The following is a 14185-nucleotide window of genomic DNA, read 5'->3' as shown; positions in this document are numbered from 1 at the left end:
TCATCATTATTTAAAAACTTTTGTTTTTCATTTACTACATGTATGACATACAAATTGTCATGATCATTCCTCATCATGCTTATACCACTTAATATAAGTCTTTCACAAGTCTTTTGCTGAGTCACACAGACCATAACATTTCTTTTCTTCATTTCATATCCCCCTTTAAAAGAGTGACGTCCCTTAACATTATAACATAATTTTAAATTTATGTTGTTATTTTAGGTCTATTTTATGTTTTGTATTTATATAATAATCTTAAGAATATTCTTTATGGATATATAAAATATTTGCAAAAACAAAAAATAAAAAAAGCCACCAAAGTGACCTGTATATTATGGCGGGAGTATGTGAGAATCGAACTCACCCAAGAAGCTCCTAACCCCTCGCGCTGGTTTTGAAGACCAGAGGGCCCACCAGAACCCATCTACTCCCAAATATGCACAAAATCTATTATAACCCATATTACGACATTTTTCAAGTGTTTTTTATCATTTTAAAAGATAGGTCATCATAAAACCTACCTATCTTTTAAAATAATTAACCTAATCTCTTTTATTTCTAAAATAATAACCTTCTCCCCATTTTGTTAAAATGTATTGGGCTTGACTTGCATCCCTCTCTATCTTTTCTCTTAATCTTCTTATATGGACATCTACGGTTCTTAAATCTCCAAAATATTCATAATCCCAAATAGCTTTAAGTAAATCTTCCCTTGTATAAATTTTTCCAGGATGGCTAGATAAAAGCATAAATAAATCAAACTCTTTTGCCGTTAAATTTATCTGTTTGCCCTTAATAGATAATTTTCTACCTAAAGTATTTATCTTAAAATCATCTACCTCTATAACTTGATCAGTTAAGTTCGATTCATTCATATTAATCCTTCGAAGTATAGCCTTTATTCTAGCTTTCAGCTCTAAATCATTAAAAGGTTTAGCTAAGTAGTCGTCAGCCCCATATTCCAATGCAAGTATTTTATCTATATCTTTATCCTTTTCAGATATAGTTATTATTGGTATTGAAGAATCTTTTCTAATTTTTAAGCATAATTCTAGTCCATCTACATCTGGTAGCATTATATTTAAAATTATTAAATTATAGTCCTCCCCTTTTAGAATTTCTATTAAAGCTTTTCCCCTATAGATGGCATTTGTAATATATCCATCCTGTTCAAGACTATATCTAAGTCCTTTTACAAAGGTCCTATCATCATCTACTATTAATACTTTTGTATCCATAAAAGTATCACCTCGTCAAAGTAATATGGAAACTGATGAATTTTTGTTAATTTAATAAATAACGCTTATCCTTAACTCTTTTTGTAATTTTCTCATAATCAAGGTATTCTAACAATGCAATAGATACCTTTCTATTTGTATCCAGTAAATCTCTGCATTGACCTACAGTAATATATTTATTTTCTTTTATATACTTTTTAACAATATCTGCAGCTTCCTCATATATTTCTCTTTTTATATATATATCCTCTTTCAATTTAATAAGTAACTTTTCATCTACTAAAGATGTAAATACTTGTTCAGCTTCATTAACACTATATATCATATCATGAAATACCTTTTCTTTATTTAGTGGTAACAACCCACTATTATCAAATTTATCTAATAAAAATTTCTTTATTTCTAATTGCTTTTCAGTATATTCAACTTTAAAGCCTTTAAGACGAACATTTTCATTTTCCTGTTTAATATATTCTTCTTTTTCTAATAAATCTATAAAGTTATCCGCTACTTTTGCTCTAGCTCCCTTAATATATTTAACTCTTAACTCTTCTTTTTGCATACCAGATCTTAAAGGGTAATTGCTATGGAAGATTTTTAATTCCTTAAGAATTTCATCTTTAATTTTATTAAAGTAATCTATGTGTATAACATGCATATCCTTTGATAACTTAAATACTACTACTTTATTTTTCTCTTTTAATTTTTCTATCTCCCTTTCTATTCTATCCTCTGGTTTCACTGTATAAACTGATATATCCTTTAATGTTGGAAATTCAAAACTTTTATCTAATATAATTCTTTCTATAATATCTGAATAATCACCTTTATCTTTAATCTTTAATTCTTCCAATGCTCGTTCATCATATCGCTTTTTCTTTGTGGGATTTGCCTCTAATATTTCTCCCCCACCTATGGTAAACATTGGTGAATAATATCTTAGAACAAATTTATCTCCTCTTTTTGCTACAACTCTCTCTTCCAAACGCAATTGAGCGTAAGCGGATTCACCAGGGGTTAATTCCTCTTTGTCCAATAAAACTATTCTACATAATACTTCTTTTGTGCCAACATAAAGTCTCAATCTAGTCCTATTTTTAATAGGCCTTGGGATACTATTCAACAATCTCATAGATACATCTAACATCATAGTGTCTTTCATAGAATCTGCAGGTGCAATTACATCTCCTCTATTTATATCTGCTTTTTTTAATCCGGCTATATTTATTGCTACCCTTTGGCCAGAATAAGCCTTTTTATTATCTTTATCATGTACTTGTAAATTTCTAATTCTTCCTATTTTATTACCTGGAAATATTTGCACTTCATCCCCTATTTGAAAAGTTCCAGAAATTAAAGTTCCTGTAACTACTGTACCAAAGCCAGATATACTAAAAACTCTATCTACTGGAAGTCTAGGCATATCCTTTATATCCCTTTCTTCTACTTCGTCTGCCATTTCATCAATTAATTTTATAGCCTCTTTTATACCCGTCTTTTTAGTAGATGATACAGGTATAATAGGGGATTTCTCCAAAAATGTACCTTTTAAATTCTCTCTAGTATCTTCAATAACTAACTTTAGCCACTCTTCTTCTACTAAATCTGTTTTTGTAAGTACTACAAACCCTTTTTTAACACCTAGTAAATCAAGAATAGCAAGATGTTCTACTGTCTGTGGCATAACCCCTTCATCTGCAGCTATTACTAGTAGAACAATATCCATACCTACTGTACCAGCCAACATATTTTTTATAAACTTTTCATGACCGGGAACATCAACGATCCCAGCCCTCTTACCACTAGGTAAATCGAAAAAAGTAAATCCTAAATCTATAGATATTCCTCTTTCCTTTTCTTCTTTTAATCTGTCAGTCTCCCTACCAGTTAAAGCTTTTATCAAAGTTGTTTTTCCATGATCTATATGACCTGCTGTACCAATAATAAAATGCTTCACTTTATAGCACTCCTTTTATTTTTTTTAACGAGTAAGATAAACCATTACTTACTGTACTAAATTCATCCTCTTTCATAGTTCTTAAATCTAAAAACATTTTTTCCTTATATACTCGCGTAATAATAGGAGTCTGCAAATGTCTTAACTCTCTTTCTAAACTTGATATGCTCAATTCTTCTAAAGATATAGTCACACATTTCGTAGGCAATTTTTCAATAGGCAAAGATCCTCCACCTACTTCTGAATAATCATCTACAATTTCTATATTTACATCTTCATAGTCTATTTCTTTTTTCAATATATTGTAAAGAAGTTCTGCTTTCTTATTTATTTCCCTTTCATTCAGTGTCAACATATTTAACGTTGGAATCTTTTCAATAGCAGTTTCTTCCTCTAAATACAATTTAAGAGTTGCTTCTAATGCAGACAATGTAAACTTATCAACTCTAAATGCTCTTGTAAGAGGATTCCTTTTCATTTCTTCTATATACTCCTTTTTACCTACTATAATACCTGCTTGAGGTCCTCCTAATAGTTTGTCCCCACTAAATGTAACAATGTCTATACCGTTATTTAATGAATCTTGTACTGTCGGTTCATGTCCTAATCCATATTTAGATAAATCTAAAAGAACACCGCTGCCTAAATCCTCTATTAAGGGTATACTATACTCTTCTTTTAAAGAATATAATTCTTCCGAAGCCACTGAAGAAGCGAAGCCAACTACTCTATAATTACTAGTATGGACTTTAAGTAAAGCAGCTGTTTCTTCATTTATAGCCCTTTCATAGTCCCAAAAATGAGTTTTATTAGTAGTTCCTACGGCTACTAGTTTGGCCCCACTTTGTTCCATTACTTCTGGGATTCTAAAAGAGCCCCCAATTTCAATTAATTCACCTCTAGATACTATTACCTCTTTTTCCTTAGCTATAGTACTTAAAACTAACATAACTGCCGCTGCATTGTTATTTACCACCATAGCAGATTCTCCACCAGTTATTTTAGTAATAATATCTTCTAAATGAGCATATCTAGAACCTCTTTTACCTTTAGATAAATCATACTCTAAATTTGAATAACTAGTAGCTATTTCAAATACATTATTCATAACCTCTTCATTTATTAAGGAACGACCAAGGTTTGTGTGTATTACAACACCAGTAGCATTTATTGCTTTTTTCAAATGGAAAGATAACTTACTTTCCGCTCTGAGTTTTACCAAATTTGGTAAATCCTCCATACAATTTTTTATTTTTTCTTCAGTCATTTCACCTGTTCTTATTTTCTCTCTTAAGATATTTACTTCTTCTCTAACGCCTTCAACTACTACAGTCCTGGGCATATAATCTAATAACCCTTTTACAATTTCATTATTTAAAAGGTCATCTATCTTAGGAATTAAACTAAATAAGTTTTTGTTGTTATTCATTCTATTCTTCCCTTTCTTTATTCTACTATTATAAAATGATTCTCCTTTTCTACTACTTCCCCAACTACACCATATGAAGTAGGGTTGTCTTGTAGATTTTCAAGTAATGTATTTAATTTCCCTTTTTCTACAGAAAGTAGTAGCCCACCGGAAGTCTGAGGATCAAATAATATATCTTTTATCTCTATTGGAACACTTCCATTAAACACCACTCTATCTCCAATATAATTTTCATTAGAATAAGCACCTGCAGGTACTAATCCCATACTTGCATACTCTATACTTTTTTCAATTAGTGGAATACTTTTATGATTTATTTTTATTGTTACTGAACTACCCATAGCCATTTCCAAAGCATGACCTAATAAGCCAAAACCAGTTATATCTGTACAACCATTTACTCCTGTTTTTATTGCTGCTTCTTTACCATATTTATTTAAAGTTGCCATAACTTTAACTGCCTCATTATAAGATTCTTCATCAGCTAAACCACCTTTAATAGCAGTGTTAATAATCCCAACTCCTAAAGGTTTCGTAAGTACCAATACATCTCCTACTTTTGCATGAGTATTGGCAAGGACTTCTTTAGGATGAACAAAACCTGTTACTGATAGACCATATTTTGGCTCTTCATCTTCTACAGTATGTCCCCCCACTAAAACCCCACCTGATTCGTTTACTTTGTCATTTCCTCCTTTTAGTATCTCTGCTAAAATATCTGGACTTAAGCAATTTGGAAAACAAACTATATTCATGGCCAGCTTGGGATCTCCACCCATTGCATAAACGTCACTTAAAGAATTTGCTGCTGCAATTTGGCCAAAAACAAAAGGATCATCTACTACAGGGGTAAAAAAGTCTAAGGTTTGAATAAGTGCTAATTCATCATTTACTTTATAAACAGCAGCATCATCAGATGTATCCAATCCAACTATCAAATTCTCATCATAAACTTCGGGCAATTGACACAAAACTTGTGCCAAGGTCTCAGGACCAACTTTTGCTGCTCAGCCAGAGCTCTTCGTTAATTCTGTAAGTTTAATATTCATATATATCACATCCTTTAATCAACTTTAATAAATTCTTCTATACCTTCAAACTTTTTAGGCCCTATTCCTGAAACATTTTGAATATCTTCTATAGAATTAAACTGATTATTTTCACGGTATTGAATAATTCTATCTGTTAAAACCTCTCCCATACCAGGTAAGGTCATTAATTCTTCTTTAGAAGCAGTATTTATATTTATTTTATCATCATTTCCACTAGAATTACTATTATTATTATCATCTATATCTTCTTCTCCAATTTTAGGTATATATATTTTTTCTTCGTCTTCTAATTTTTTGGCTAAATTGATTTTATCTAAATCTGCATTATCTTTTAGTCCTCCTGCTTCATTAACTGCATCTATTAACCTTGAACCATTTTTTAATTCAACAAGACCCGGCTTAGATACCTCACCACTTATGTGAACCATTATAATATTAGAACTTTCTTCTTTTTCATCATCATGAATTTCATCATCATTATCAGTATTATTATTAGTCGAAGTTTCCTTAGATATACTAGGCTGATCTTTTGTATCCTTTTTAAAAATACCTAATAAGGAGATAACTACTACAAGTACAACTATAAATAGTATAACTATTTGTTCTCTTTTTGTAAAGAAAGTCAATTATCTCTACCCCCATAACATAGTTATATTAGCCCTATTTCTTTGTTCGACTTAATTGGACTGTTTACCTCTTTTTTATTATAAAAATTAGTTATTACTTTTTATTTAATGTTTTGATATACTAATAAGAGTATTCAATATAATAGTAACAGTAAAAATAAGGACGGTGAAAAGATTGAAAAAAATCGCAGCTATTCTAATACTTATTTGTACTCTAAATATTCCTTTAGCAGCTTATTCAGATACTGCTAATACTAATTCCCATCAAGAATTAGACCTAGTTGGAGAAAGTGCCATCTTAATAGATAGAGATACTGGACAGGTACTTTACGAGAAAAATCCTCATAAACAATTATTCCCTGCTAGCACAACTAAGATTATGACTGGAATATTAGCCATTGAAAAAGGAAATCTAAGTGATACTGTAACTATTGATGAAGAAGTTATTAAAGAAGTCGATGGTAGCCATATTGCTTTAGAACCTGGAGAGCAGCTAACCTTAGAAGAGTTGTTAAATGCTTTATTAATTGAATCTGCTAATGATGCAGCTGTGGCTATAGCTATACACATCTCTGGTACCGTGGAGAATTTTGTAGAATTAATGAATGAAAAAGCTAGAGACCTAGGAGCTTTAAATACTCATTTCACCAATCCAAATGGTCTTCCCAGTAACGAACATGTTACTACAGCATATGACCTATCCTTAATGGCTAAATATGCTATGAAAAATAAAGTATTTAAAGATATAGTAAAGAACTATACCTATACTATACCTATTACTAATAAAAAAGATGAAGAAAGATGTTTATTTTCCTCTAATAGACTATTATATAGTAACAAAAAAATAGAGATTAATGAAAAAGTTATTCCAATTAAATATGATGGTGTAGATGGTGTTAAATCGGGATATACAGGGGCAGCTAAACAATGTCTAGTATCATCTGCAACAAAAAACAATCAAAGATTAATAGCAGTAGTCCTTAAAAGTGAAGGTAGATCTATATATACGGATAGCCATAAGCTTTTAAATTATGGCTTTGATAATTTTGAAAAGGCTACTATTTCCTTTGAAAATGAGTTTATAGATAATATCCCAATTAAGAAAGGAACCACTCCTTTTGTTGCTGGTATACTGAAAGATGGTTTCATTACAAATGTACCTAAAGGTAAAGAAAATAGGGTTCAAAAGAAAATAACTATATTTGAGGATAATACTGTACCAATAAAGCAAGGGGATAGCTTAGGCAAAATAGAATATTACCTTAACGACAAAAAATTGGGACAAGCTGATATTGTATCTACATTAACCGTTGAAAAAATGCCATTAAAAAATATTATATTAAGCTTCTTAGGTAAAATTTGGTGGATTATACTTATAACTATCTTTATATTGTTGACAATAAAATATATTTTTTATAAAAAGAAATCGAAAAGAGGGAAAGAAAAATATATATATGGAAATGTAAAACCCCGTTAAAACGGGGTTTTATTTTATATAATTGCAATAGCTTCTATTTCTATATTACCATCTTGAGGTAGTCTTCTAACTTCTACTAAAGATCTAGCCGGCTTATGCTCACTGAAATATTCGCTATAAATTTCATTTATTTTTGAAAAATTATCTATATTAGTAACATATATATTTACTTTTACTATATCTTCTAATGCTCCATTTGCCTCTTTAACTATAGCTATTACATTTTCTAGACATTGAATTGTTTCTTTTTCTATGTCTCCCTTTAATAATTCCCCTGTGCTCGGGTTAATTGGTAGCTGCCCTGAAGTATATACTATATTCCCTGCAATTATTCCTTGGGAATATGGCCCTATAGCTGAAGGGGCATTTTCAGTTTTTACGTACTTTTTTTCCATAACCATCCTCCTTTAAAAACTTCATATATACTGCATAAAACTTATATCCCTAGGGATATAAGTTTTAAAAACCGTAGGATTTGTACTATTTTTATATAGTATCTATCATTATTTCTTTACCATCTGCCCACAATCTTTCTATATCATAAAACTTTCTACTTTCTCCATGAAATACATGTACTATAATATCACCATAATCTAATAACACCCATTTTCCCGCTAGATATCCTTCTTTCCTGCTAACATGAGATCCATTCTTATACATTGCTTCATCAATTTTATCTACAATTGCTTTTACTTGTGCTGTAGAACTCCCACTAGCTATTATAAAATAATCCGCTATTGATGTAAGCTTTTTTATATCCAAAACTTTTATATCTAAAGCTTTTGTTTCTTCACATGCTTTTACTATAATAGGGAGCTTATCTTTAATTTCTTTCACAAATCAACCTCCTATTTACTAATTTAATTCATCACTATCTTCATTATCTTTAACTTCTACAGTTTTATGATCGGTAAATAATTCCTTCACCATCTTTTCACTTTCCTCTTCTTCATGTATAAAATATGCTACACCATCAATAGTCTCAGGCTCTCCTGGTAGTGTGCCCATATGAACATTTTCTGTATCAAAATCTTTTGCCCCCATAGCAAACTTTGTTATTACATCAAAAGGAATATTTGTATCTACATACTTATAGTAAGCTTTTATCATTTGAGGTATTTTTGTAATATTGCTTGGTTCTAATGTTTGATCCATAGCGGCAGTTATAAATTCTTGTTGCGCATTGATACGTCCTAAGTCTTGATTTTCATATCCCTTTCTATATCTTAAAAATTGTATAGATTTATCCCCATCTAAAACTTGTCTTCCTTTTTTTAAATCTATGTGTAATGGAGGATCATCTGATATATCAGAATATACCATATCAAAAGGTACATCTACTTCTACCCCACCTATTAAGTTTACATATTCCTCAACAATTTTATAATCCACTCTTACATAATAATCTAAATCTATTCCTATTAACTCACTAGCAGTTTCTACTGCAAGCTCAGGGCCACCATAGGCATGAGCATGATTGATTCTTTCCTCACTATCCCTGCCACTTATAGGTACACGTGTGTCTCTTGGAATTGAAAGTACAGAAATTGCTCCTGTAGATTTATCAACTTTACACAGCATCATAGTATCTGACCTCTCTTTTCCACTATTAGATAAATCTTTTGTATCAATTCCTAATGCCAAAAAAACTAATTCATCATCGTCATCATCTGATACTCTATTAAAAAAATCATCATTTTCCCTAACTACATTGTCCTTATGATTTGCAAAATAATAAGTGCCTCCCCCATATAAGATGGCAAAAGCTAAAAAAGAAACAAAAAAGCTCTTTAGAAACGTTTTTTTCATTGACCTCACTCCATTTCAAGTTTTATGCTATTCCTTGCTTTTACTGTATCTATATGTAATAAATATCCTTTTTCTATTACATATTTTATTGTATTGTTCATAGCAAGTAGTAAAGCATTGTTTAAATCTACATCAACTAAGTTTCTGACCTCTTCTAATCCTTTAAAATCTCTACCTGGTTCTATATAATCTGCCATATATATAACTTTTTCCAACAAAGACATATTTTCTCTTCCTGTAGTATGATAATATATAGCACTTAATATTTCTTCATCATGGACATCATATGTTCTTTTTGCTATTTCTGCCCCCAAAGGCCCGTGTATTAGATGCTTGTTAATTTTCATTACATTATCTAAAATTATATCAAAATCGTCAGCCACTTTCAATAAATTTTTTTTATCTTGAAATTTGCCACAATCATGCAATAAAGCAGCTATATTTGCCTTTTCTTCATCAGCACCATATTTCCTTGCAAGCTTTTTAGAAATCTCAGCGACTCTCAAAGTATGTTTATATCTTTCCATACCTATATCCTCTTTGAGACGTTTGTGAACCCATGGTTCCAACATAAACTCCCCCTATCAACCTTTATATAAATTCTTATTTTTTATGTATTCCTCCACATCCATTGGTACATAGTATTTAATGCTTTTGTTTTTCATTACTTTAGACCTAATTTCTGTTGATGAAATATCTATATAAGGTATGGGAACCTCATATATAACCTTCCCATAAATCCTGTTTAATTTATTTATTATATTCTTAACTTCTTCATCTGGACTTCCTGCTCTTTTAGCCACTAGGAAATTACAGCTTTTTAGTAAGTCTTTATAATCTTTCCACTTATGTATATTTATAATCGAATCTCCACCAATTATGAAAAAAAATTGGGTATTTTTATATGTCTTCCTTAATTTTTCAATAGTATCAATAGTATAAGTTGTACTAGAATTCTCTACTTCAATTGCTGATATAGAAAAATTAGAATTACTCTTTATCCCTAATTCCGTCATATTATATCTATGCAAAGAACTTGTAATGCCAGAACTTTTTTTATGAGGTGGTTTACCAGTAGGTATAAAAATAACCTCTTCTAAGTTTAAAAACTCCCTAGCTTCTTCTGCAATTATCAAATGCCCAATATGAATAGGATCAAAAGTTCCACCCATAATACCTATTTTATCCCTAGACACAATATCCCTCCAATAAAAGATTGGCTTAAGCCAATCTTATGGTAATTCTATTTTCTTGTTCTCTTCAGATTCCCTATATAAGGTAATTTTACTTCCTATACTCTGAACAAACTCTGCATTTATTAAAGTACAAAGTTCGTTTGCAACCTCTTTAGGTTCTAATAAATTATTATCTAATACTTTTATTTTGATTATTTCCCTTGCCTCTAAAGCTTCGTCTACCTGTATTACAAAATTTTCTGTTATTCCTTTTTTACCAATTTGTAATATAGGATTAATCCTATTTGCTAAACCCTTTAAATAACTTCTCTGATTACCTGTTAACAATTAATACACTCCTTTATTCAAAAAATTCAAATTCATAACCACATATATATACTAAATCTTTTTCTTCCACTCCCATTTTCTTTAATTCCTCCACTATTCCTTTTCGTCTAATTGTGTCTTGGAAATATCTTAATGAATCATAACTATCGAAGTTAGTAGAATATAAAAGTTTTTCTATAAATTCTCCCTCTACTATATATTTTCCATCTTCCTTTTTTACTATTATTTGTTCTTTATCTTCTTTAAGATCAGATAAATCAATTTCATCATCAAAAGTACTGTAATCCTTTTCAATTTCTTTTAGTTTATTCCACATAGCATATTTAAGATTATCTATTCCTTCATAAGTTGCTGCAGAAATGGGATATACCTTAATTCCCTTTTCCTCTAGTTCATTTTTTATTATATTATAGTTTTCTTTTGCCCCAGTTATATCTATTTTATTAGCAGCTACAATTTGAGGCTTATCTTTTAATTTAGAATTGTATTTTTCCAATTCTTCATTTATCTTATAAAAATCCTCTAGAGGCTGTCTACCTTCAAATCCTGATATATCTAATACATGGACCAGCAACCTAGTTCTTTCTATATGTCTCAAAAATTCATGACCTAAACCTGTTCCTTCATGAGCTCCTTCTATAAGACCTGGAATATCAGCAATTACAAAGCTACTTCTTTCTTCTACTTTTACTACACCTAAATTAGGACTTAAAGTAGTAAAATGATAATTAGCAATCCTTGGCTTTGCTGCAGACATAATAGAAAGTAAAGTGGATTTACCTACATTAGGGAATCCTATTAAACCTACATCGGCTAAAAGTTTTAATTCCAAAATTATAGATAATTCTTCTCCTTTTTTCCCTGGCTCTGAAAATCGGGGAGCTTGCCTAGTAGAAGTAGCAAACCTAGCATTTCCCCTTCCACCTCTACCACCTTTTGCTAAAGTAACAGTTTGATTTTTTTCTTTTAAATCCACTATTACTTTATTAGAACTTGCATCTTTTACCAAGGTTCCTACGGGAACTCTTAAAATGAAATCTTCTCCACTTTTCCCATGCATTCTTTTAGTCTTACCATTTTCTCCATTCTCTGCCTTATATATGGACTTATACTTGAAGTCCATTAAAGTTTTTAAACCTTCATCTACTTTCAAAATAATATTTCCACCATTACCTCCATCTCCACCATAAGGACCGCCAGAAGGCTCATACTTTTCCCTACGGAAAGCAACTGCCCCATTCCCACCTTTTCCTGCCTTTACTTCTATATTTGCTCTATCAATAAACATATTTATCATCCTTACTTTCCAAAGTATAGTTCCCTATATATATTAATTAAATTATACCAATTGTATTCACTCTGTCAATAAAAAAGCCATTATAAAAAATTAAAGCTTACCTAGTGGTAAGCTTTAAGCCATTTCTTCTACAGGATAAACACTAACTTGTTTTTTATTTCTTCCTTTTCTTTCAAACTTTATAACTCCATCAACCCGTGCAAACAAAGTATCATCTGAACCTTTTCCTACATTACTTCCTGGATGTATTTTTGTTCCTCTTTGACGCACGATAATATTTCCCGCTAAAACATATTGTCCGTCTCCTCTTTTAACACCTAACCTTTTAGATTCACTATCTCTACCGTTACGTGTACTACCTGCTCCTTTTTTCGTAGCGAATAATTGTAAATTTAACTTTATCATATTCTACACCTCCCTATACTCGAGAGCTACATTTTCTGGATAGACTTCAACTATAGATATTAAGCCAAGTTCCATTGATCTTAATACTATATTAGCCTTTTCCCTTTTTTCCTTGCCTAAATTACCAGGTAAAGAAACCTTCATAACTCCGTTATCATCATCTATAAAATAATCTATATCTTTTTCATCAATTTTGCAAACTTTATTTAAAGAAACTAAAGCTGTATGGACTAATACTGATACAGCAGCACAAACAATGTCAAGGCCCTCATTTTCAAAACCAGCATGGCCTGTTATAAAAAACTTAATAATATTTTTACGCTGGTCTTTATAAATTTTTGCATTAATCATTTTTAGCCTACAATTCCTTCAATTTTTACCTTTGTATAAGGTTGACGATGACCTTGTTTTTTCTTGTAATTTTTCTTTGCTTTGTATTTAAATACAATAATTTTTCTTGCTTTCCCTTGTTCTAGAACAGTAGCTTCAACTTTTGCTCCATCAACATGAGGTTTACCAACAACAGGTTCATCTTTGGACACAAAAAGAACTTTATCAAAATCTATTTTGTCCCCTTCTTTTGCATCGAGTTTTTCAACAAAAATTGTATCTCCTTCTTCTACCCTATATTGTTTTCCACCTGTTTCAATTACAGCATACATTATCACATACACCTCCTCTAACCAGTCTCGCCAATGTTAGGTGACTATGCTTTAATACCCACACTGTGCGGCCTCTTACGACAACTAATTTTATCAAATAAAAAGAGCCTTGTCAATATTTTTTACTTATTCTTTTACCTTTTCCATGACAATGTTCACAATTCTGTAAAAAATGTGACGATAAACTATTTCTAACTTTTTTCCTCGTTAACTCTACTAACCCTAATTTAGTCATGTCAACAATATTTACTTTTGTGCTGTCTTCTTGGGTATATTTTTTTAACTCCCTAAATACTAAAGAAATATCTTTATTTTTTCTCATATCAATAAAGTCTATTATTATTATACCACCAAGATCCTGCAGCCTTAATTGTTTTCCTATTTCCCTTGCTGCTTCTAAATTTGTTTTTAATATTGTATCATCAAGGTTTGCTTTCCCTGTGTATTTTCCTGTATTTACATCAATAGCTGTTAAGGCTTCTGTCTCGTCTATTACAATGTATCCGCCACTTTCTAATGGTATCTTACCACTAAGAATTTTTTCAATTTCTCTTTTTATATTTCCCCATTTATAAATGTCAAATTCTTCATAAACAATTTTTTTTATATATTGAGGAAAATTAATTTCAATTATTTCTTTTAAATAATCATATTTTTCTTTACTATTAACAATTATTCTATCTATATTCTTTAAATTACTATCTCTG

At 30.6% G+C, this 14185-nt stretch carries 17 protein-coding genes and 1 tRNA gene; 1 reads left to right on the top strand and 17 read right to left on the bottom strand.

The features are described from left to right. Positions 1–338: 338 nt before the first annotated feature. The 6 genes from VK071_02205 to VK071_02180 all read right to left on the bottom strand — a co-directional run bounded on the left by VK071_02205 (position 339) and on the right by VK071_02180 (position 6305). Positions 339–435 (bottom strand) — tRNA-Sec (locus VK071_02205). A 110-nt stretch (positions 436–545) separates the two neighbouring features. Continuing rightward, positions 546–1241 carry a response regulator transcription factor gene (locus VK071_02200; GenBank protein ID HLR34122.1) on the bottom strand — a complete coding sequence of 232 codons (696 nt, stop codon included), beginning with the start codon at positions 1239–1241 and terminating at the stop codon, positions 546–548. A 46-nt stretch (positions 1242–1287) separates the two neighbouring features. Beyond that, positions 1288–3198 carry a selenocysteine-specific translation elongation factor gene (gene selB, locus VK071_02195; GenBank protein ID HLR34121.1) on the bottom strand — a complete coding sequence of 637 codons (1911 nt, stop codon included), beginning with the start codon at positions 3196–3198 and terminating at the stop codon, positions 1288–1290. A 1-nt stretch (position 3199) separates the two neighbouring features. Continuing rightward, positions 3200–4627, bottom strand: a complete 1428-nt coding sequence (selA, locus tag VK071_02190; protein ID HLR34120.1) for an L-seryl-tRNA(Sec) selenium transferase — start codon at positions 4625–4627, stop codon at positions 3200–3202. 17 nt (positions 4628–4644) lie between these two features. Continuing rightward, complete coding sequence (gene selD, locus VK071_02185) at positions 4645–5676, bottom strand: selenide, water dikinase SelD (GenBank protein ID HLR34119.1); 1032 nt, start codon at positions 5674–5676, stop codon at positions 4645–4647. Positions 5677–5690: 14 nt separating this feature from the next. After that, positions 5691–6305 carry a helix-hairpin-helix domain-containing protein gene (locus VK071_02180; protein ID HLR34118.1) on the bottom strand — a complete coding sequence of 205 codons (615 nt, stop codon included), beginning with the start codon at positions 6303–6305 and terminating at the stop codon, positions 5691–5693. Positions 6306–6471: 166 nt separating this feature from the next. Here VK071_02180 and VK071_02175 point away from each other — a divergent pair, with 166 nt between their 5' ends. Then, on the top strand, positions 6472–7782 hold the full coding sequence (locus VK071_02175; protein HLR34117.1) for a D-alanyl-D-alanine carboxypeptidase family protein: 1311 nt from the start codon (positions 6472–6474) through the stop codon (positions 7780–7782). 14 nt (positions 7783–7796) lie between these two features. Here VK071_02175 and VK071_02170 read toward each other — a convergent pair whose 3' ends face one another. The 11 genes from VK071_02170 to VK071_02120 form a co-directional block, all read right to left on the bottom strand. Further along, positions 7797–8177: a RidA family protein gene (locus VK071_02170; GenBank protein ID HLR34116.1), complete on the bottom strand. Its 381-nt coding sequence runs from the start codon at positions 8175–8177 to the stop codon at positions 7797–7799. Positions 8178–8268: 91 nt separating this feature from the next. Continuing rightward, positions 8269–8619, bottom strand: coding sequence for a ribosome silencing factor (rsfS, locus tag VK071_02165; GenBank protein HLR34115.1), 351 nt, complete (start codon positions 8617–8619; stop codon positions 8269–8271). 18 nt (positions 8620–8637) lie between these two features. Beyond that, positions 8638–9591, bottom strand: a complete 954-nt coding sequence (locus tag VK071_02160; protein ID HLR34114.1) for an LCP family protein — start codon at positions 9589–9591, stop codon at positions 8638–8640. Between the two features lie 5 nt (positions 9592–9596). Next, the gene (gene yqeK / locus VK071_02155) at positions 9597–10163 is read right to left on the bottom strand and encodes a bis(5'-nucleosyl)-tetraphosphatase (symmetrical) YqeK (GenBank protein HLR34113.1); all 567 of its coding nucleotides are present in this window, start codon (positions 10161–10163) and stop codon (positions 9597–9599) included. A gap of 12 nt (positions 10164–10175) precedes the next feature. Beyond that, positions 10176–10787, bottom strand: coding sequence for a nicotinate-nucleotide adenylyltransferase (gene nadD / locus VK071_02150; GenBank protein ID HLR34112.1), 612 nt, complete (start codon positions 10785–10787; stop codon positions 10176–10178). Between the two features lie 36 nt (positions 10788–10823). Then, on the bottom strand, positions 10824–11114 hold the full coding sequence (yhbY, locus tag VK071_02145; protein ID HLR34111.1) for a ribosome assembly RNA-binding protein YhbY: 291 nt from the start codon (positions 11112–11114) through the stop codon (positions 10824–10826). A gap of 13 nt (positions 11115–11127) precedes the next feature. Then, positions 11128–12402: a GTPase ObgE gene (gene obgE, locus VK071_02140; protein ID HLR34110.1), complete on the bottom strand. Its 1275-nt coding sequence runs from the start codon at positions 12400–12402 to the stop codon at positions 11128–11130. A 123-nt stretch (positions 12403–12525) separates the two neighbouring features. Next, the gene (gene rpmA, locus VK071_02135; protein ID HLR34109.1) at positions 12526–12816 is read right to left on the bottom strand and encodes a 50S ribosomal protein L27; all 291 of its coding nucleotides are present in this window, start codon (positions 12814–12816) and stop codon (positions 12526–12528) included. Between the two features lie 3 nt (positions 12817–12819). Then, positions 12820–13167, bottom strand: coding sequence for a ribosomal-processing cysteine protease Prp (locus VK071_02130; GenBank protein ID HLR34108.1), 348 nt, complete (start codon positions 13165–13167; stop codon positions 12820–12822). Positions 13168–13169: 2 nt separating this feature from the next. Continuing rightward, entirely contained in the window at positions 13170–13478 is a 309-nt protein-coding gene (rplU, locus tag VK071_02125; GenBank protein ID HLR34107.1) for a 50S ribosomal protein L21, read from the bottom strand. 112 nt (positions 13479–13590) lie between these two features. Next, positions 13591–14185, bottom strand: a 595-nt coding sequence (locus VK071_02120; GenBank protein ID HLR34106.1) for a ribonuclease E/G, incomplete at its 5' end; no start/stop codon positions are given.

It is taken from the genome of Tissierellales bacterium (assembly GCA_035301805.1).
In the GTDB taxonomy this organism is placed as follows: domain Bacteria; phylum Bacillota; class Clostridia; order Tissierellales; family DATGTQ01; genus DATGTQ01.
This window is presented reverse-complemented; position numbering and strand designations above follow the sequence as displayed.